18 protein-coding genes and 1 pseudogene are annotated in these 19,606 nt (G+C 54.0%); 4 read left to right on the forward strand and 15 right to left on the reverse strand.

All coding sequences use genetic code 11. The annotated features are described in order from the left end of the window. Window positions 1-297: 297 nt before the first annotated feature. From ACLD72_RS05400 to ACLD72_RS05440, 9 genes are all read right to left on the reverse strand, one after another. Window positions 298-999: an iron-dependent peroxidase gene (locus ACLD72_RS05400; protein ID WP_410996476.1), complete on the reverse strand. Its 702-nt coding sequence runs from the start codon at window positions 997-999 to the stop codon at window positions 298-300. Further along, window positions 990-2,276: a normocyte-binding protein gene (locus ACLD72_RS05405; protein ID WP_410996478.1), complete on the reverse strand. Its 1,287-nt coding sequence runs from the start codon at window positions 2,274-2,276 to the stop codon at window positions 990-992. Before ACLD72_RS05405 ends, ACLD72_RS05400 begins: the two co-directional genes overlap by 10 nt. Continuing rightward, window positions 2,273-4,387 (reverse strand): serine/threonine protein phosphatase, encoded by a 2,115-nt coding sequence (locus ACLD72_RS05410; protein WP_410996480.1) that lies wholly within the window; start codon window positions 4,385-4,387, stop codon window positions 2,273-2,275. Before ACLD72_RS05410 ends, ACLD72_RS05405 begins: the two co-directional genes overlap by 4 nt. 42 nt (window positions 4,388-4,429) lie before the next feature. Beyond that, window positions 4,430-5,323: a PP2C family protein-serine/threonine phosphatase gene (locus tag ACLD72_RS05415; protein WP_458475626.1), complete on the reverse strand. Its 894-nt coding sequence runs from the start codon at window positions 5,321-5,323 to the stop codon at window positions 4,430-4,432. 17 nt (window positions 5,324-5,340) lie between these two features. Further along, a complete protein-coding gene (locus ACLD72_RS05420) occupies window positions 5,341-5,865 on the reverse strand; it encodes an FHA domain-containing protein (RefSeq protein WP_410996543.1) in 525 nt (174 codons plus the stop codon). A 45-nt stretch (window positions 5,866-5,910) separates the two neighbouring features. Continuing rightward, the gene (locus tag ACLD72_RS05425; protein ID WP_458475599.1) at window positions 5,911-6,450 is read right to left on the reverse strand and encodes an FHA domain-containing protein; all 540 of its coding nucleotides are present in this window, start codon (window positions 6,448-6,450) and stop codon (window positions 5,911-5,913) included. A 37-nt stretch (window positions 6,451-6,487) separates the two neighbouring features. After that, window positions 6,488-6,985: a DnaJ domain-containing protein gene (locus tag ACLD72_RS05430; RefSeq protein WP_410996487.1), complete on the reverse strand. Its 498-nt coding sequence runs from the start codon at window positions 6,983-6,985 to the stop codon at window positions 6,488-6,490. A gap of 61 nt (window positions 6,986-7,046) precedes the next feature. After that, a complete protein-coding gene (locus ACLD72_RS05435; RefSeq protein WP_128629826.1) occupies window positions 7,047-7,481 on the reverse strand; it encodes a membrane-associated protease 1 in 435 nt (144 codons plus the stop codon). 141 nt (window positions 7,482-7,622) lie between these two features. Beyond that, window positions 7,623-9,794 carry a transcriptional regulator gene (locus tag ACLD72_RS05440; protein ID WP_410996489.1) on the reverse strand — a complete coding sequence of 724 codons (2,172 nt, stop codon included), beginning with the start codon at window positions 9,792-9,794 and terminating at the stop codon, window positions 7,623-7,625. Window positions 9,795-10,170: 376 nt separating this feature from the next. Here ACLD72_RS05440 and ACLD72_RS05445 point away from each other — a divergent pair, with 376 nt between their 5' ends. Further along, window positions 10,171-12,258: a vWA domain-containing protein gene (locus ACLD72_RS05445; RefSeq protein WP_410996491.1), complete on the forward strand. Its 2,088-nt coding sequence runs from the start codon at window positions 10,171-10,173 to the stop codon at window positions 12,256-12,258. On the opposite strand, the gene ACLD72_RS05450 is transcribed toward ACLD72_RS05445, so the two are convergent. After that, a complete protein-coding gene (locus ACLD72_RS05450; RefSeq protein ID WP_410996493.1) occupies window positions 12,224-13,168 on the reverse strand; it encodes a serine/threonine protein kinase in 945 nt (314 codons plus the stop codon). The two genes, ACLD72_RS05445 and ACLD72_RS05450, sit on opposite strands and share 35 nt — an antisense overlap. Before the next feature lie 353 nt (window positions 13,169-13,521). Between ACLD72_RS05450 and ACLD72_RS05455 the strand changes: the two genes are divergently transcribed. Next, window positions 13,522-13,869, forward strand: coding sequence for a toprim domain-containing protein (locus ACLD72_RS05455; RefSeq protein ID WP_251591517.1), 348 nt, complete (start codon window positions 13,522-13,524; stop codon window positions 13,867-13,869). A gap of 12 nt (window positions 13,870-13,881) precedes the next feature. On the opposite strand, the gene ACLD72_RS05460 is transcribed toward ACLD72_RS05455, so the two are convergent. The 3 genes from ACLD72_RS05460 to trpS form a co-directional block, all read right to left on the reverse strand. Beyond that, window positions 13,882-14,484 carry an SCO family protein gene (locus tag ACLD72_RS05460; protein ID WP_410996495.1) on the reverse strand — a complete coding sequence of 201 codons (603 nt, stop codon included), beginning with the start codon at window positions 14,482-14,484 and terminating at the stop codon, window positions 13,882-13,884. A 14-nt stretch (window positions 14,485-14,498) separates the two neighbouring features. Next, window positions 14,499-15,437: a heme o synthase gene (gene cyoE, locus ACLD72_RS05465; RefSeq protein WP_251591521.1), complete on the reverse strand. Its 939-nt coding sequence runs from the start codon at window positions 15,435-15,437 to the stop codon at window positions 14,499-14,501. Between the two features lie 226 nt (window positions 15,438-15,663). Further along, window positions 15,664-16,647 carry a tryptophan--tRNA ligase gene (gene trpS, locus ACLD72_RS05470; RefSeq protein ID WP_410996497.1) on the reverse strand — a complete coding sequence of 328 codons (984 nt, stop codon included), beginning with the start codon at window positions 16,645-16,647 and terminating at the stop codon, window positions 15,664-15,666. Between the two features lie 514 nt (window positions 16,648-17,161). On the opposite strand from trpS, the gene ACLD72_RS05475 reads away from it, so the two are divergent. Both ACLD72_RS05475 and ACLD72_RS05480 read left to right on the forward strand, forming a co-directional pair. Continuing rightward, window positions 17,162-18,157 carry an aldose 1-epimerase gene (locus ACLD72_RS05475; protein WP_410996499.1) on the forward strand — a complete coding sequence of 332 codons (996 nt, stop codon included), beginning with the start codon at window positions 17,162-17,164 and terminating at the stop codon, window positions 18,155-18,157. A gap of 202 nt (window positions 18,158-18,359) precedes the next feature. Next, complete coding sequence (locus ACLD72_RS05480; protein WP_128629835.1) at window positions 18,360-18,584, forward strand: alpha/beta-type small acid-soluble spore protein; 225 nt, start codon at window positions 18,360-18,362, stop codon at window positions 18,582-18,584. 97 nt (window positions 18,585-18,681) lie between these two features. Here ACLD72_RS05480 and ACLD72_RS05485 read toward each other — a convergent pair whose 3' ends face one another. Further along, window positions 18,682-19,098 carry an O-methyltransferase gene (locus ACLD72_RS05485; RefSeq protein WP_410996501.1) on the reverse strand — a complete coding sequence of 139 codons (417 nt, stop codon included), beginning with the start codon at window positions 19,096-19,098 and terminating at the stop codon, window positions 18,682-18,684. A gap of 120 nt (window positions 19,099-19,218) precedes the next feature. Next, window positions 19,219-19,478: pseudogene (locus tag ACLD72_RS05490) on the reverse strand (IS4 family transposase); the annotation flags it as partial. Between the last annotated feature and the right edge of the window lie 128 nt (window positions 19,479-19,606).

Consider the following 19,606-nt stretch of genomic DNA (forward strand, 5'->3'; position numbering starts at 1 on the left):
CAATATTTTCGCGTCTTCCGCAGCGGCTTCTCCTCCATTCCCCAAACCATCCTCTCTGGCCTACAAAAATAACGGAATTTTATGTTCTTATGGTCCGCAGCCAGGCTTGTTCATCCCCAATAGGGGAATTTTTTGTGCTTATTTTCCTATGAATGGTTTAGATCGCAGGCATTTCCTTGCGGTTCGAGAAAATAGCGGCATAAAGTTCCTCTATTTCTCTCAAAATGGGGATAGCGGCGGAATAGCGGTATTTTTTTCCTTTATTTTCTCGTTAGAGTCTCTCGGGCAACCTGAAAATCAATACAACGCGATCCGGTCCACGATCATCGTCTCCTCCGCGTCGATAATGCCGACATGGCAGTCCCAGTACACCTCGGTGCGGTAGCGGACCGGAAGGAACAGCTCCATCAGCGTCTCCAGCTTAAGCCGGCCCTGCTCCGTCCGCTTCTGGCCGATATAGAACAGCATTTCGTCCTTCTCCTCGCTGTTCACGTAGATCGTGGAGCGGCGGAACACGCGGCCGACCGCGCTTTTCAGCAGATGCAGCGGCTCGCCGGTATCGTACATCCGCAGGATCGCGCCGGCGATAAACTCCTGTTCGTCGCGGTCAAACAGATTCATGCGTTCTTTTACCCGCTCCCCGAACGCCCCGGACTTCAGATCGCGCAGCACGAACCGGATGTAATACTCCCGCTTGTTCATGCCCTGCATCAAATCGAGCTCGGCCAAAAAATGCATCAAAATATCGAACAGCACGCTCCGGAACTCGGGGTCCTCCGTAAGATTGATATCCAGCAGATCGCCGAACAAAGCCGGGAACCGGTAATGGGGATTCACCTCGACCTCCAGACCGTGCTGTCCCGCGCCCGCGTTGAGTTCGTGCAGGCTCAGCTCCATATACGGCGAATACACTTTGGCCGGCAGGAACTTGACTTGCCGTTTTTCGATCCCGGCTTCTCCGGCCCTCACGAGCAGATCCCAAATGTAATTCAAGCCCATTCTCCTTCACAGCGGTATTCCGGGAACAAAAGCTGGACCTCCGAGACGAGAAAACTCATCACATCCTCGGCCATAAACGCAAGCCGGCTTGTGAAGCCGCGGTCGCCAAACTTCAGGCACATCCGCCATTTCCCGTTGTCCACCCGCACTTCATCCGTAATAAACCGGTTCAGCTCATACGTGATCGCCCGGCTCACGCCCGGCGGACGAATTTCCACATCCGTCAGTTCCAGCGCCTCCGCCGCAGCAAAAGAATGCACCAGCCGCAAAATCTCGCCCCGGGACCGGACGATCTGCCCCTGCTGGCGGCGGTAGCTGCCGATGAAATCCTCCTTCTGCCGGTTGGAGAGCAGCGCGTATCCCGGTCTGCTGACCACCGATTCAAAAGGCTCGACCAGCATAAGCACCCGCCACATATCCGACTTCTCCAGCGGCGAGACGACGGTCAGTTCCTCCGGCGTGCGTTTGACGTAGCGGATGCTGTCATCGTCGACGTCCACGAGGTAGCCGTGCTGCACGCCCGTTTTCCGTAAAGGCAGCACGTGCTCAAAGTTAACGCGGTCCGCGGCCGGCACGGGAAAACCACCCGTTTTCAGCTCAAGGCGTTGGATGTTCCACAAAGGAATCATATCCGCCCGTTTGTACGGCTCGTATTCCTCCAAATGAACGGTAAGCTCCAGCACTTCTTCCTCCTCGCCGAGTTCTCCGTCCACCTCGGTCAGCACCGCGTCCACAAACTTATGGGCATATGGATGATTGACCGTTTTCCAGGGCAGCCCGTTGCTAAGGAAAACATGATACAGCTTCTCGATCTCCCGGATGTACGTCATATTCCGCTCCAGCTTGAACTCCACGGCATAGCGGCCTTGGGACGTGACCAACTCCCCTTTGAACCGGCGTCCACTGTGCAGCAGCTGCTGAATTTCCGCATACTTGCATTCCAGAAAAAGCGTGCAGATCCGCACCTCTTCCCCGTCGCGCAAGCCGGATACCACCGTGCGCAGATCGATTTTGCCCGCTTCCGTGTCCTCCGGAATCATCGGGAACAAATATTCATGCAGCGGATCCCATTCCTCCCTGGAGCACGCGGAGACGAAAACGTCGTATTTTCCGTCGTATTCGCCCACTTCCTCGAACACCCGGCGCTCCAGCTGCCGGTTCAGTTCTTCCTGGTATTCCACGAGATTCAGGAACACGCCGCTCATCAAATTGCGCAGCAGCCGGCGCTGCTGCAAATCCTCCATTTTGCTTAAGCGGTCCATGATAATATCCTTCATGAAGCGTTCCCTCCTTTGGAAGAAGTCGGGCCTGCCGGGGGAGCCCCCTTCGCCGCCCCGTTACCTGTCGAACCCGCTTCCGCATCGGTATTGGATGTGCCGTCCGTACCGGCATTGGCCTTGTCTTCCTTGCCGGCATTGGCCTTGGTATCCGTACCGGCATTGGTTTCCGCATCGGTATTGGATGCATCGCCGGCATCGGCATTGGTCTTGGCATCCGCGCCATTATCGGCCTTGGCTCCCGTATCGGTCTTGTTACCGCCATCTCCATCGTTTCCACTGTTCTTCCCGGCTCCGGCATTTCCACTGGTCGTACCGTTTCCGCCAGCCTTGCCGTTACCGCTTGTTGTACCGGCTGCACCGTTCCCTCCGGCCGCGCCTTCACCGCTGCCCGCTGGGGTCCCGGACTGCTCTTTAGCGGACGAACCCGCCGCCGCATCTGACGCCTGCTGGCTTGCCCCGGCTTGGCCGCCGCCGGCTGAACCCGCCGCTGCTTGCTGCTGCTGATTCAGATTCCCCGCAGCGTTGCCGCCCGCCCCGGCAGCCTCACCGGATGAGGCCGCCGCCGGAACCGCGGGATTTAGCTTCTCGTCGGCTTGGGAGATTTTGCGCTCCATCGCCAGCACCCGCTCCAGCTTGTCGATTTCCTGATAAATTTCCTGAGCCAGCTTATAGGACTCAATCGCCGCGGCATAATCCATCGCGGCAAGGCTGCGATCGCCTTTTTTCTCCAAATTGTCCGCTTTCAGCGTTCTCGTTTCCTTGTAAATGTTGTCGATCTTGCTTTGCGTCTGCTCGATCTTCTCCTCCACTTTCTTTTGCCCGCTCTCGTATTCCGCTTCAACCGCCGCGTTCTTCGCTTTTAAATACACCTCGAGAGCTCCGTTGTAATCCTGCCCCTGAAACAGCTTATCGCCTTCTTTGATCACCTCAGACAAGGCTTCAATCGCCCCGGCGCGTTCGATCCTGGCTTTGATATCCTCCGCCTTAAACGGCTTGTATTTGTCCGCTTGCTTCAGCGCTTCGTTGTAGCTGTCCACCGCCATATCGTAGCTGCCGTCCTGCACATAGCCGTCGCCGTCGCTCAGGAACTGCGCCACCTGCTGCTTGCCGCGCAGCAGCTGAAAATGCAGCTTGTCCTTCAGCTTGCTGGCGGCGTTCTTCGCCTCGCTGTAGGACTTCAGCGCCTTGGCGTAGTCGCCGGCGGAAGCGTATCTGTCCCCGTCCTCCTCATTTTCGACCATCGAGACGGCCGTCTGGGCCAGTTTTTCCGCCTGCTTCGCCTTGACGTACCAGACACCGCCGCCGGCGATCGCCAGCGTCAGCAACAGCATGGCACCGCGCAAAATCCACTTTTTGATGTTTTTCGGTTTTTCCGTAAACGTCTTGTTCACATACACGGCGGCCGCCGTATAATTGCTGACCGACTTTTGCTGCTTGCTGAGCACGACCTCCTCCAGCGTATCGGTCAAGCTCTCCGGATCGCTCGCTTCCGCGAGCGCGTCCAGCATTTCCGGCAGGTCCACCTGCTCCCAGACGCCCTGAGTCGCCAGCAGCAGCACATCGCCGTCCGTCAGTGGCATTTTGTCCGAAACATACGGCTCAAAGCGCTCGGGCCTGCCCATGTAATTGAGCAGATTGCCGCGTTCTTCGTGATTGTAGTTGCGGTCCTCGGCCAGCCTTCCCTGATCCAGCATCAGCTGCGTCAGGCTCTGGTCCTTGGAGCGCAAATTCACCCGGCCGCCGCGGAATTGATACAGCCGCGCGTTCCCGCAGGTCGCCCACACCATCCGCGTATAATCCGTGACGACGACCAGCACGCTTGCCTTTAACCGGACCCGGCGGCTTTCAAATTTCAGCCATTCGTGCGCCGCCTCCAGATCCTGGCGGATTTTGCGGCGGGACATCGAAGGCTTTTCCATAAAGCTTTCCAGAATCACCTCAACCGCCATCTGCGCGCTGCGCACTTCCTTATCCAGGTCGAGGCCGTCCGCAATGACATAGCAGGCCATGTCGTCAAGCTCCACGAAAGCAAAATAATCCCGGTTGTCGAAATGCGAACCCGCTTCGGAGACGAATGCTGTCTTGAAATCGCTGTTCTCCTTCCTCATGCGTTCCCCCGTTCCCCCCGCGCACAGGCGCGAGGGTGATGATTAATGCTCCAGAATGAGGACCGTCGCATTATCCTGATGCTTGTAGCTCTTCCGCTCCACGCAAGCGATCATTTCCTCCGCCGTTTCTTGCGGCGGCATCCTTTGCATCAGGATCTCTTCCATCTCCACTTCCGTCAGCGCGTCATAGACGCCGTCGCTGCACAGGATAACGATGTCCCCTGGCTCCAGTAGGATCGGCTCGCCGATCTCCATGCTCATAAAGCCCCCGTAGCCCAAATAATTGGTCAGTTGATTTTTCATCGGATGGCCGCTGACCTCTTCCCGGCCGATCTCCCCCGCCAAATATCTGGCTTCGAGCACGCTCTCAAACGTATCCTTGGAATTCACCGGCAGAAACTCCCCGTCCCGGAACAGCAAAATCAGACTGTCCCCGACCGCGCCCCAATGCAGCCGATGATCCGAAATCACGGCGGCGACGAGCGTAGTGCCTCCAATCGCTCCGCCAAGCTGCTCCATAATAGCCCGGTTGCTGACAATCGACGCCTTGTGAAAAAATTCCGGGATATCCCCGGCATCATCCAGCTTCAGAAACTCCCGCGAAAACATCGTGACCGCCAGCGTGCTGGCCATCCGGCCGTTGGACACGCCGCTGATGCCGTCGGCGAGCACGGCCAACGTGCCCACCTTGGTCACGGCGCTGGCGAAATAATCGTCCTGCTCCGCGCGCCGGCCGATCGTCTGCGCATTGCCGATCGAAATTTCCCGGTCCGGCTGCTGTTCCATATCCGCCGAAGGCGACAAAGGCGCCACCGTCCGGGCCGGACCCGCGCCAACGGCCGCGCGCAGCCGTTGGCGCAGGACGATCAAAACAGCGACCACAACAAGCACCGCCGCGTAGACCACGAGCACATCAGTAGTGAACCAATCACCCATCCCCATCATCCCGGCTCCTAACCGTTGTCCCACTCGAAATGCGGACCGCATAGCGGCACAAACACAAACTTGCTGTGCCCGAGCTGGATCAAATCGTAGGCGTTGAGCTCCACGGGAGAGTACACCGCCTCATTATTGTGGTAAGCAAGTCCCGAGGCATCGCCCGGCAGCAGGTAAAAGTTGCGCTTCTTCGGATCATAGACAATGACCGCATGATTGCGTCTGGACACGGCGTTATCCCCGATGATCCGGATATGCATCTCTTCGGCGCGGCCGATGAAGTTTTTCTCCGCCATGATCCGGTAGTCTTGACCCATTTGCGCGCCTTCAACGCATACCAGCCAGCCGGTTACCGGCTGAATCCCGGTCGTTTCCCCCAGGTAAGGCATCGTCTTCTCATCCATATCCGCGGCGGCTGCAGGGTTCTGCGCGTTTTTGGGCGCGCGGGCGGGCTGCTCCACGGTCGTATTGCAGTAGGGGCATGTGTTGCCGTGCTTTCTCGAACTAAACATATGCCCGTTCATACATCTCGTCAGGCTCATTTTTAGATTCATTCCTCCGTATGTAAATGTAAGTGGGAGTGCCGCTTATTTAATCAACAGCCTGGTGTTCGCGATAAAAATCATATCTCCCGCACCGACCCGTACCGGCTCTTCGGCAATGAGCCGATTCGCGTCGCTGCGTCCCGCCTTGCGAATTCCCGTCCCGCTGTAAGATTCCGCGTCCTCGATATACCATTCGGCGCCGACGCGGTTCAATACGGCATGTTCCGGGCTGACCAGCGAGGCGTACTCGCAATCCGTCAAATCGATGTCCACTTCGCCTTGATCCGATTTCTTGCCGATCAATACGGACGTCTCCCCTTTTATCAGCCATTCCTTCACCCGTTCTCCATCATCATCCAGCAGCACGATTTTGCTCACTTCCTGTGGATTCCTGCCCGGACGCAGCTTCGGGTCGCCCCCCGTCCAGAGGATGGCCGAGATGATCACGGCAGACACCGCAACCGTGCCCATTTGCGCCACATAATAAACTGGCCGCAACAATACATAGACCACCAAACCGACCAGTATGGCGTATATCATGAGTTCAATATATAAGATCCAAGCGGATTTCTCCGTCTTCACAGGCAGCTACCCCCGTCAGATGAATTCATCTCAATTGTTATTTCTTGCGATAGCCGAAAAAGCTATTGAACAAGGCGGAAGTATCCAGCGGATTTTTCCCTTCGGCTTCCTTCCCTTGTTCCGAGTCCTTCTGCCCTTTGCGCGGCATGGCAAAAAACTGCTCAAACTGCTCCCTCATCCGCGCGGGATCGAAAGGCTCCGCTGCCCCCGTCCCTCCGCCGGTCCGCCGCTGCGCCTCCGGCCCCGGCTTTCCGCTTCCCCCCGGCGCGCCGAAATTCCCGCGCTGCAAGCGCTCATCGTAAGCGGCCCGGCGCTCCGCGTCGCTTAACGTTTCATAGGCTTCGACGATGTCTTTAAATCTTTGCTCCGCCTGGGAATCTCCGCGGTTCGCATCCGGATGATGGCGCTTGGCCAGCTTGCGGTAAGCGGCCTTGATCTCGGAGGCTTCCGCGTTCCGGGAAACGCCCAGCCGTTCGTAATAGTCCGCCAAATGCTTCCCTACTTTCGAATTCGTGATAGGTATAGTAAATCTCAAGAGGCCCCAGGCCTCTTGAGATTTACGAAATGCGGGCGCCCACGCGCCCTATGAAGCAAGCTTAGATGTCGTTGACCGGATAGCCGCCGTTGAGCTTGGCCAGTTCGGTCTTGTCTTTTTTCTGCTTCACATAAAGCTCGAATTGCCCGATGCCTTCGGTGTCGCCAAACGCTTCCTTGTAGTCGACCACAAATGCGTTCGGGAACACGATTTCCCGCACCACCTGATTGGCGGCGATGACTTCCAGCGTCAGCTTGCGGTAGCAGTCCGCTTTTTCAGCGGGAACCAGCGACCACAGGGCCAGCTTCAGCGTGTCGTCGGCTTTGTCGCCGTCGGTCGCCGTGATGATTTTGCCGATGATTCTCAGCGTGGAGCCCACGTCTGTGGATCTGGCATTGGAGTCGTCCGGCGTATCGGTGTCATAGTACACCTTCTGGATGTTGTCCAATCCCAATTCGATCGTTTCGGCACCTTCAACTTTCAGTCTGAATCCCATAAATACATCCTCCTTAAAGTAAAAATATGATGGCTCCAGGGCGTTGCGCTAAACAGTGAGCTGCCCCGGAATTTATGTAACGAGGGCGGTCACCGGATGGCGGCCGGTCCTCCTACATACGAAAATTGTGCTTGAATATGCCTAAGCTTTGACAGGGCTTGTGCCCTTGGTGATCATCACTTCGAGATTTTTCACGTTGCCGTTGTAAATCAAGTCGATATGGCAAAGGTTGTTTTTCTCGTCGATCACGTAATTTATATCGTCCCCGTCATAGATGATCGAGTTGATGAAGCCCCGTTTGGCCAGCCATTGACTCTTCTGGCTGCTCGGGTTGTTGCTGAAAAATTTAATAATATTTTCATGCTTGAAGTCGGCGGTCTGGAAGCGCAAAATCCGCTCGATATACGTGCTGACCAGCGTCTTGTAAATCGAGTCGAATCCGTCCTCGGACGCCGCCAGGCTTCTCGCTTTGTAAACGGTGATGCGGCGGATGTCTTTTCCCTGCAGCTGCGCGTTTTCGGAGGAGAAAACAAAGCCGAAATTTTTCCGGTTGATCGAATCCTTAATCGTATTGGTAAAGCCGGTAATTTCTTTGGCCATGGTCGTCACGGCGCGCAGGCTGTTGTCCCCCGCTTCGATGTCGAAGCGCACGCCCGGAAACTCCTTGCTCGTGTTCTTGAACGATTCCCGCAGGTATTCCGGACACTGATAAGCGGCCGCAACCCCGGCGGCGACGTAAGACGCCCCCACGTAAACGCCCTCGATCCACAGCTTCAGAATATCTTCCTTCTCCCGGGAGAGCCGGGCCGCCCCGCCTTCGGTTTGAACCATGCGGCTGTCGATGATCACGCCCGATTTCTCCTTGGGGATGACCGTAAAGTTCGGCAGGCACGGAATGGCGAATTCGCTGTAATCCTTGCGGATGAGCATCGCGCATTTGTCGATGTATTTGTCGACTCCCGAGGTGGCGATGTTGTTGAATGTCGTCTCCTCGCCCGATTCGAAGCTGAAGAATACCTGCACCTTGAATTCCTTCACGACCGTAAGCAGCATCGCCAGCGATTCCATGTTGTTGCCGTCCTGCTTGACGATTTTCTCGTTGCCCTTGAAGCGCTCACGGCTGACTTTCACTTTGCCCGCACTTTCCAGCTCAACCGAAGGCACGATGCCGAACCAGATCGTATCCGTGAAATCGTTTTTCGCGTTAACGGTGTTCAGATACGTCTCCAGCCGCGGGATGTTGGAGCTCTTGACAGTCATCTCCAGCTTGCTGTTCGTGACGAGCATTGACGGCTGCATCCCTCTGTTCTTCACGGCATATTGGTCAAAAAACATTTTCACGCCCAAAATTTTCTCCACAAGCGGTTTGACCGTTTTTACAAAATCGTCCTTGGCCGTCTTGTAAAATTCCAGATACGTGTTGTAGTTTTGCACTTCCTGTTCCACGTTGACTTCCGTGCTTATGGCCGGCAACGGGCTAAAGGTACGTACAACTAGGTCGCGTACATATCCGGATGGCGCCTCCGTAATCGAGTTGTAATCATCTTCGAAGACGAGCGCCAAACCGTTGGAGCCCTTCTCGTCGAGCAGCACCAGCTCCGTGCTTTCGCTCTTCGGCGCCTCGATGATTTTCAATTCGCCGCTTTCTCCGATCGTCAGCATCCCGATCTGCACGGCTTCGGCGTCTTTTTCCTCACTGGAGCCACCCAGCAGGAGCCGCGTTTTAATGTCTTCGATCGCCAGCGGCAGCATCGCCATAACATTGTTATAATTTGCACTTGCCTCTTCAAACATCGCATTCAGCTTGTCGCCCAAATCCAGCTTCTTCGGATCCTCTTCGTCCAGCTTGTCATATTGTCCGTACAAGTAATGGATTTCTTTGCGCACCTGCCGGATATCGTCCATAACCTTTTTCGGTGAAATCATGTCGAGCAAATTCTCGAATTTGAAATCGACGTTGGTCATGCCCTGGCTCCGCTTCGTATCGATCAGCGTAAACAGCATTTTCAGAAAATCGTTGTTCTGGTCAATCCGGATTTCCGAAATCGCATCTTCCGCGATGCCCTCAGGCTTTTTCAGCGTATAAACGACTTTCTGATTGGCCGCATTGAAAAACGAATACACGCACGGCGAAAACTTTGTCAAAAATTCGTCAAAGCTGCGTATGAGCAGATGCTCGTTGATCTCCTTGATCTTGTCGTCGCTTAAGCTGTCGATCCCTTTGACATCGCCCACAATTGTCAGCAAGTCCAGTTTCTCCGGATTGATCTCATCAAACAGCATCGTCCGATTGGTTTGATTGATGATATCCATAGATCTTTTTGTCCTCCTCCCGCTTCTTCAAAGACGCATTACCTATGCCAAAAACCCCATATTTCATGCGGCTGCAGGCCCCAAAAATAGTGCTCTGTATTTAGGTTTTTTCGAAACCGGCACTTTCCGGTCAGGCCTTTAGGGGTAATCATAAACAGCGTCCGCCTGAATTGTCAATCTATAGCATTTGCCCCTGAAATAAGGATTTTAGACCTATAGAAAAACCTATGAAAGGGATGATTATCCAATCGGAGACCTATTTTTTGGAATTCTATACAAATTTAAAATGGTCAATCCGATATAAAGGAGATAGTTGGTAGATAGTTTAATATATCTATTTTGTATATTTTTAGATAATTGAGGTGGGTATTGGATAATGGTTCACAAGAAGAATCGACACATTATTACATTTTTCATCATTTCTAGGACTATACTCCTGTTTTTGCTGATGGTTGTAACGGCTTGCTCGTTTTCCGTTCCCGTTCAGGCCGCCGAACAGCAGCAAGAGCCGCAAAATCAGGAGGCCTTTGACGCCATCTTCGTACTCGATACGAGCTACTCGATGAACCATGCCGATCCGGACAAAATGGCGGGCGAGGTCGTCCGCATGTTCATGGATATCAGCGATGCCAGCCGGACGCGCATCGGATTCTCCGCCTACAATCATCAAATCGTCAATTCCATACCGCTGACCCCGATCTCCGTCGCTTCCAAACGGGACGAGATCAAGCGGCAGATTGAGGGGCTTCGCCGGACAGGTTACACCGATCTGGGTCTGGGCCTGCTCACGGGCAGCAAGCTGCTGACGGCTTCCGCAAACGGCGGGCAAACGGAAGGCCGCAAACCGTTTCTCATCCTGCTGTCCGACGGTGAAACGGATTTCGGCCCTTACCGGCAATCCAGAACCAAGGAAGATTCGGCGAAAGACAGCGATACCGCGATCGCCATGGCCAAAAAACACGGGTACCCCATTTACACGATCGGCCTGAATCATGATGGCACGGTAAATCCCGATGAACTGAAACGGATCGCGCAAAACACCGGAGGCGCTTTCTATACGACCAGCAGCGCGGATGATTTGCCGGAAATTTTCAATCAGATTTTCGCCCGGGAAATGCGCTCCGTGCTCATGCCCGTGGCCGGGGTGACCGCTTCCGGAAAAATGCAGGAGATTCAGGTGGAAATCCCCAACTCTTCGATGAGCGAGGCCAATATCATCCTGTTATCCGCGCACCCGCTGAAGGACGCGCAGCTGTTCTACAGTTCCAAGAACATTCGCCTGTTCAAGTCAAACAGCTACACTTTGCTGAAAATCACCGCACCGAAAAAAGGAACCGCGACGCTCAAATTCAAGGGCAGCTCGGGAGATTTGGTGAAAATCAGCTTGCTCGGCAGCTACGCCATGGAGGCGAAAGCCAAGCTGACGAAGGGGGAGGCGGTAAAGGGAAAACCCGCCGGAATCGAAGCGTTTCTGATCGACGCTAGTTCGAACGAACCGTTGGAGGAGAAGGAGCTTTATCAGGGACTAAGCGCCGAACTGGTCGTCTTGGATAAAGCCGCGTACACCGAAAACGTGGTGGAAATGAAAAACGAAGGAACAAGGTTTTATGCCGAGCACACATTCAGCGCTTCGGGGGAATACGAGTGGTATGTGAAAATGGAGGGAGATACCTTTTTCCGCAACACGCCGGCAAATGTTCAGAAAATCGTCAACCTGGCCCCGGTTGTTCAAGGAAAACAGCGGCTTCAGCTGACGAAAGAAGACGGGCTGACAGAACTCGATTTGAACACGTTGTTCCTCGATGAAAACGGGGATAAGCTGAGCTTTGCGCTGCAGGACGCGGCGGGCAAGGCGGCCCGGGCCGAACTGGTTGGCGATCAACTGCACATTGCGCCGCTGCGGACCGGCGGAGCGGAGCTGACGATTACCGCCACCGATTCGGAAGGCGCCCAGGTCACAGCCCATCTGGCGCTGAACATTAAATCCAAATATACGGTGCTGAAATGGTCCATCGCCGGAGGAATTGCCCTGGCGCTGATCGGCGTTGCCCTGTATTTCTGGCTGCGGCCCAAGCCGGCTTTTGCCGGAAAGCTGGAAGGTTATTTCCTGGCCACGGCCAGCGGCAGCGAAATCCCGGTCAAATCGTGGCCGCTCACCTCGTTTGACGGCCGAACCGTCAACCTTGGCGAGCTGTTCCAAAGCCTCGACGTCAACGAACCGCTGCCGGAAGCGCGGAATATTTTCTTTACGGCGGGCAAGGGAGGCACCCTGATCGTGCAAAACAAATCGCGCTGCTCGCTGGTGCGGAACCGCACGCCGCTGGCGAGCAACAAACGGGAAACCCTCGAATACAACGACAAGCTGTACATCACCTTCGAGGACGGAATTACCGAGCTGGAGCTGCGCTACAAAGCGATCAAGCCAAGCACTAATATTTATACCCGCGCCGATACAGCCAGCTGAGCCTATGTTCGAGGCGGATGGCCGCTTTGAACCGGTCCAGCGAAACGCGGCGCTTATCTGCCGAAACGGCAAGTCCTCGTTCGATCGCCCGGGACAGAAACGGCCAGGCGCGCTTCATCTCCGCGCCGGCCAGTTCCTGCCGGTCCTCGAACAAGCGTTTGCGGACATCGGTGGGAGCCTCCCCCCGGCAGCAGAAATACAGCACGGCGGCCAGGCTGTAAATATCGCTTTCCGGACCCTGGCGCGACTGCTCCGAATACAATTCGAGCGGGGAATATCCCGCCGTTGTCAAAATCGGCCGCCGCTCTTGCGTTTCCCCCGTTGCTGCCGCCGAACCAAAATCAAGCAGCCTGCAGTCCCCGCCGCTTGAGATCATCAGATTGCCCGGCTTCAAGTCGCGGTGAATGAAGCCAAAGCGGTGTAAATAATCCAATGTGTCGATTAACGGGAGGATCGTTTGGTGGAAAAAACGCGGTGTAACTGCCGCTTTATTTGCAGCTATGTATTTATCCAGTGTGACGCCTTCGCAGTATTCCATCACGATATACGCTGTCCCGTTCTGTTCAAAACGGTCCAGGCAGCGCACGATTCCCGGGTGCTCAAGCTTCTCCAGCAGCGCCCCTTCTTGCTGAAAAGCGTTCCAAAGCACCGCGTATTTATCGGCCGCCGTGCCGGCCTTGCGGCGCAGCGCCGATCCGTCCTTGCTCCTGTACACGAATCGCCCCGGGCAAAATTCCTTCACAACGCATCTGCTTCCGTCCGTTTCATTTCGCGCGGCATACACGACCGCCAGCTCGCTGACGGAAAGGACCTTGCGGATACGGTATTGGCTGCGGGAAGAAGCTTCGCCTTCCCCGCCGATTCTGGCATTTCGCTTTAACTCAAGCCCAAGCATCTGATCACGATTCACCTTTCTATCCTGAACAATAGTCCGCGGTTTTAACCTGAGCAGGTTATTGACTTATTTTAACACATAAGTATAACGTCTAGCGGTTGTCTTCATTGATAACGGTTCCGACGGTTCCGACGGTTCCCCTAACGGACTCAGATGACCTTATTCGTTCATTTCCCGGCAATTTCCTGCTCTAACGGACCGACATGCACTTATTTGCTCAAAATCAGCACAAAATGTGTGTTGAAATGCCGAATAAGGACTGCTGCTAACGGCAAATCACCACGCCGTACTTTGCATCACACCCGCCGCCCGGTATAAACTATAAGCATACCAAACCGATCCAATCCTACTCCCGGGGTGATTTTAGATTGAGCGTCAGCATCATTGTCGAAGGCAAAAACGACCGCAGCAAGCTGCGCCGCCTGCTGGGCGATGAGGTGCGTATCCTTTGCACCTTTGGCACACTGAACACGGCAAAACTCGAATCCCTGCGCAAGCAGGCGGGGGACGACGAGCTTTATCTGTTTCTGGACAACGATCCGTCCGGGAAAAGAATCCGCGCCGTCCTCAGGGACGCTTTTCCCGATGCCGAACAAATTTATACAAGACGAGGGTACGCCGGGGTAGAAGGAACGCCTGACGAATATGTAATCGCCCAATTGGAAAAAGCCGGACTGGAGGAATTTATTTTATATCCTCCGCCGGCTTCATATTAAGCTGTTATATATTTATTCTCGTGCCAAATCGATCACGCCTTGAGCGATTTCCTCGGGCGTCGCCTCAGGGCGGTAAATTTCGCGCAGGCGTCCTTCGCGGTCGACCATCCCAATCAGGTCCATATGCACAAAGTTTCCGTCGTTATCTTTGTTAATCAGGATTTGAAACGAGTTCATTGCCAGGTCGAATGTCTTCTGTTCATCCCCGCGCAGGAAATACCAGCCCGAATAATCGGCCTTAAATTTATCGCCAAAAGCTTTGACGTTCTCCAGCGTATCCCGCTGCGGGTCAAAGGTGACCGAGACGATGGAAGCGTCTTTGCCGAACAAGCCCTTTTCCTTCAAAATATCCTGCACCTGGCTTAACCGGAACGTCGTAATCGGACAAACGTCGGGGCAGTTGGCGAAGAAGAAATAAAACAATCTGACCTTTCCGTTCGTGTCCTCCAGGGTGACTGTCTTGCCGTCCACATTTTGCATGCTGAATTCGCCCACCGGCCGGATAACCGGAAGCTTCGGCTTGGCGGCATACGTGTCCCACAGCAGATATCCCGCCAAAACAACGCAGATCGCCAGCAAAATCCAGGTCCACTTGTATTTTTTTAAAACAGCCATCCCTCAGACCTCCATCACAACCGAACGGTATCGAGAATCATTACGATCAAGTTCACCGTCAAATAGTTTACGGAGAACAGAAAAACCCTTTTCGCCCAAGCATCGTTGTCTTTGGTACGGAAGCCCGTCAGCGCCATCAACAGCCAGGCGACCGACAAAATTTCCGCGATCACCAGAAACCAGATACCCGTGTAATCATAAACGTACATCAGGATCGGAATGGGTACGAGCAAAACCAGATACGGAATCATCTGCAGCTTCGTCCGCGGAACGCCCTTCACTACGGGCAGCAGCGGAAAGCCGGCCGCGCGGTATTCCTCCGTGCGCCGGATGCCAAGCGCCCAGAAATGCGGAGGCTGCCACAAAAACAACATGGCGAACAGCAGCCATGCGCCCAGATCGACGGTGCCAGTCGCCGCGACATAGCCGATAACCGGCGGCATCGCCCCGGAAATCGCCCCGATGGAGGTGCTCCAGGTCGAGGTTCTTTTCAGCCAAAGAGTATAAACAACGACGTACACGAACATGCCCACTGCGCCGAACAGGCCGGCCAGCGGGCCGGAAAACACGAACAAAACGGCAAGGCCCAGAATGCCCAAAACAACCGCGTACCAAAGCACCGTTTTCGGGGAAACCTTCCCGGTCGGGAGGGCGCGATTTTTCGTGCGGGCCATCTTCATATCCATTTCCCGGTCGAAATAGTTGTTAAAAACACACGAAGAGGCCATGACCAGCATCGTTCCCAGCAGCATCAAAATCAGCTTGCCGTATTGCAGTTGCCAATGTGAAGCCAACCAAAAACCGGCGAAGGACGCGATCAGGTTCGAACGCAGGATTCCCGGCTTGGTCAAAGCGATGAAATCTTTCCAAGTCGCCGTCTCTCCCGGAGGAGTAGGTCTCACGGACAACGCAGCGGATTCCGAAGAAGCCTGATATCTTAATGGTTTGTCCACGCGATTCATCCTCCTACAAATTTTTATTGAGTTTGGGACTAAGCTATATCAATAAATCCGTAAATTATTCGGCAATATTTTGCTCTCGCTATAAACTTTATCATATCAAAATGCAAAAGTGTTTGACAATCATCGGAATTCCGCGGGGTTATTTTGACAATTTAGTGACATAAAAGCCGCCGGAAGTTGTCCAGCGGCTTTATAATTTTATACCGAATATTTATAGTTACTTGATAACAAACCCCATCAGCCGCTGCACGTCCTGCAGTGTTTTTTCCGCCATTTCGGACGCCCGTTCCGCGCCCTGGCGCAGGATTTGACGCAGCTCGCCCGACTCGCGGATCTCGCGGTACCGCTGCTGAAGCGGCTCGATTACGCTGACGACGGCCTCGGCCAAATCTTTTTTGAACGGACCGTACATTTGGCCTTCGTAGCGTTTCTCCACCTCTTCGATCGACAGGCCGGAGCACTGGCTGTAAATCGTAATCAGGTTGCTGACTTCCGGTTTGTTCTCCGGATCAAATTTAACCTCGCGGCCCGAGTCGGTCGTCGCCCGGCTGATTTTTTTGCGGATGACGTCCGGTTCGTCGAGCAAAGCGATGTAGCTGCCCGGGTTCGGGTTGCTTTTGCTCATTTTTTTCGCGGCGTCGTCCAGAGACATGATCCGCGCGCCGACCTCCGGAATATACGGCTCCGGAATCGTAAAATAGTCGCCATAGCGGTGATTGAACCGTCCCGCCAAATCCCGGGTCAGCTCCAGATGCTGCTTCTGGTCCTCGCCTACCGGCACCAGGTCGGCGTTATAAACCAGGATGTCCGCCGCCATCAAAGCCGGGTACACAAACAAACCCGCGCCAACCGATTCTTTGCCGGCTGATTTGTCCTTAAACTGGGTCATCCGCTCCAGTTCGCCCATCGAAGTGAGCGTGGTCAGCAGCCATCCGAGCTGGGCATGCTGCATCACGTGGGATTGCAGATAGATGTTAGCTTTATTTGGATCGATGCCCGCCGCGATATACAGCGCCGCCACAGCCTCGGACTGGTCTGTCAATGCGGCTGGTTCCTGGGGTACCGTGATGGCGTGAAGATCGACCACCATAAAGTTGCAGGCGTAATCATTCTGCAAGGTTACGAAATTTTTGATCGCTCCAATATAATTTCCCAATGTTAGTTTCCCGCTTGGCTGGATGCCTGAAAGCACTTTTTTCATCGTTTAATGACCTCCTTGATTTAAATGCAAAAAGGCCCCACTCCCGCAAGGGACGTGAGACCGTGGTGCCACCCTTATTCGCCGAATTTAATTCTCCAGGGGTCTTGCAGCCTGAGTTGCGTCTGTGCAAGCCAACCTTAACCAAAATCAGCCTTAATGATTCCGTAACGTGGAACACCCGGCCGGCATACTTCGCATTGCAGCAAGGCTTCCCGCCTGCCCGCGGTTCTGTCCGGCGCTCCGAGGCCCATTCGGCCAAAACTCCTCCTCCGGTTCGCATCAACCACCGGCTTTCTGCAGGACGAACGTTTCGCTTACTTGCCCTCATCATCACATTATCGTTATGGGCGAATCCTCTAAGGCTACAGAACCTTTGCAGGACCCGCTTTTATTGATAATAATCATAAAAGTGTTTGCTGTCCATGTCAAATTCATTTTTCGTCTACCGCAAAAAAATGTTATGATTAGTTTTAGCTTAAGGAACAGATAATTATGTGGGAAAAGGAGCAACGATATGAAAAAGGTGACCAAAGGGCAATGGAACGGTTACGATACGTATATCTTACATAGCCACGAACTTGAAGTCACGCTGCTACCCCGCCTTGGCAATAACGTGATTCGCATTTGGGACCGTGTTCAGCAGCGCGATGTGCTGCGGCACCCGGACGAAAGCGAACTGGATTTCTATCTGCAAAAGCCGTACCACTTCGGCATCCCTTTGCTGATTCCGCCGGGACGGATTCGCAGGGGGCGCTTCTCGTACGCAGGCCAGGAATATCAGTTTGAGCGCAACACGGCAAACGACAACCACATCCACGGGCTGCACCGTACGCAATCCTGGTGCGTCAGCGATATCGAAGAAGACGACGAAGGCTGCGCCATCACAACGGAGTTCGTAACCTCGGACGATCCGAGCTGGATTCGGCAATTTCCCGAACCGCTGAAACTGGAAATGACCTTGCGGCTGCAGGGCGCTTCCTTGAAACAAACCTTTAAAATCACGCACCTGGGACAAAACGCCGCTCCGTTCGGTTTGGGCCTGCACACCTGGTTCCTGATCGACGGCGAACCTGGCCGCTGGAACCTGAAGCTGCCGGTTAGCGGGCTGTTCAAAGCCGATGAAGAGCTGATCCCCACGGGAGAGATCGCTCCTTTAGGTCCCTGGGAAGCTTTAAACGAAGGGATGAACCTGCAGGGCGTAGATTGCGATACGATGCTGAACATCGGCGGCAAACCGGCGGTAGCCACGTTGACCAGGGATGACGGATACGGTCTGGTTTATTCCGCCGATCCGGAATATTTTAAATTCTGGGTCATCTATTCCAAAGGCGAGGCCGATCAGTTTTTCTGCATCGAGCCCTACACCTGGCTCCCGGATGCCCCAAATTCTCCGCTGCCTGCCGAACAGACCGGGTTGATTGATTTAAAGCCGCAGCAAACCGTAGAGCTGAACCTGAACCTGGATATTGTTTACCCTGCCGGCGAATCCGCCCCCGAATCAGATTCCTGATCCTTTGCTTCGCTCGCGTCAATACGAAACCAAGCGGCCGTTCGTCATCCACTTGTGATGATGGACGGCCTTTTTGTGCGTCGCCACCGGGCCGCCGATTTCTGAAATGAAATAATTACCACTACTAAAAATCGAAGTCTACCCGCATATTTTTCTCCCTAGGAACCATACTAACAGCACAAAGGCAAAGGAGGTGACAACGATGGCAGGTAGAAGCGGAAGCCGAAACAACCTTATCGTTCGCGAAGCCAACGCCGCGCTGCAACAACTGAAAGCTGAAGCAGCTCAAGAATTAGGCGTGCAAATTCCGCAAGACGGTTACTACGGGAACTACACATCCCGTGAAACCGGCTCCCTCGGGGGTTACATTACGAAACGTCTGGTTCAATTGGCGGAGCAGCAATTGTCGGGTCGTTCGAACCTGTAACTTGCATTCTCCTATCATTTAACACTATAGGAAACAGGCGATCTGCTTTTTGCAGGTCGCCTGTTTCCCCATTCATGCGTGCTGCATTTACCGCGTTTTAAGAGGTCTTATCTTGTTTGTATGTATTGATGGCGTCCTTACGCGAGTAGCGCTGGATCAGCAAATTGGCCATGTTGTAATTGGATTCCAAGATGGTGTCCACGACAATCATTCCTTGGCGAAGCGCAAATTCATAACTGATTTCCGCGTGAGTCCAATACCGTTTGAACTTTAACGACTCGATGGCCATCCTCCGAAAACTAATGATCTGCTCCATGGTCAGCCCTGTGCTCTCCTCGGCGAGATGTCCGTTCCGTCCGGCAATCGGATTGTGGCGGATTCCGAATTTTCCGATGGTATTGTTGCGGATTTGGATGAATACGGTGCCTGACGTTAATCCGGAAAGCTCCTCTTCCATCTCCTTAAATGCCATTTCCACTTGTCTGGCGAGTGAAATTTCGTCGATATTCAGCATATCCACCCTCCCTTCCCATGTAAGTCCCTATTACATAGGGCTTATGTCCCATTATAGGCCATAATTTTATATACATCAACAATATACTACAAATTTGGTTAATAATTACTACACAAAATATGCGAAGTGGAGGGGTAAAAAGGTGTAGCCGTTCGACCAGCCCATCGTGAGTAAAGGAGATCCCTTGTAAAACGTGCCGGTGGCATGATCTCTAAACCGGGCAAGCAACTCCACCGCTTTGCTGCGGTTCCGCTCAAGCATGGAAGCACGGAAGCGTCAACGATAAAGAGGGCGTCACGATTCGCCGAGGTCAGCGCATCTACCTTTTGCACCGTAGCCGTTTCGAGCAGTGTCACAAATCGACGCCAGGTGAGGGGAGCTGCCCAGTGGGTTCGTATTTTGGTATTTTGGTATTTTGGTGTTTTGGTGTTTTGGTGTCCATGCAGCAGCCTTTGTACAATTATCCCTTTCGTTCAGAGGGCAGGAGGTGGGGGCTAGGCAAGGGTTC

This window comes from Paenibacillus lacisediminis (assembly GCF_046567315.2).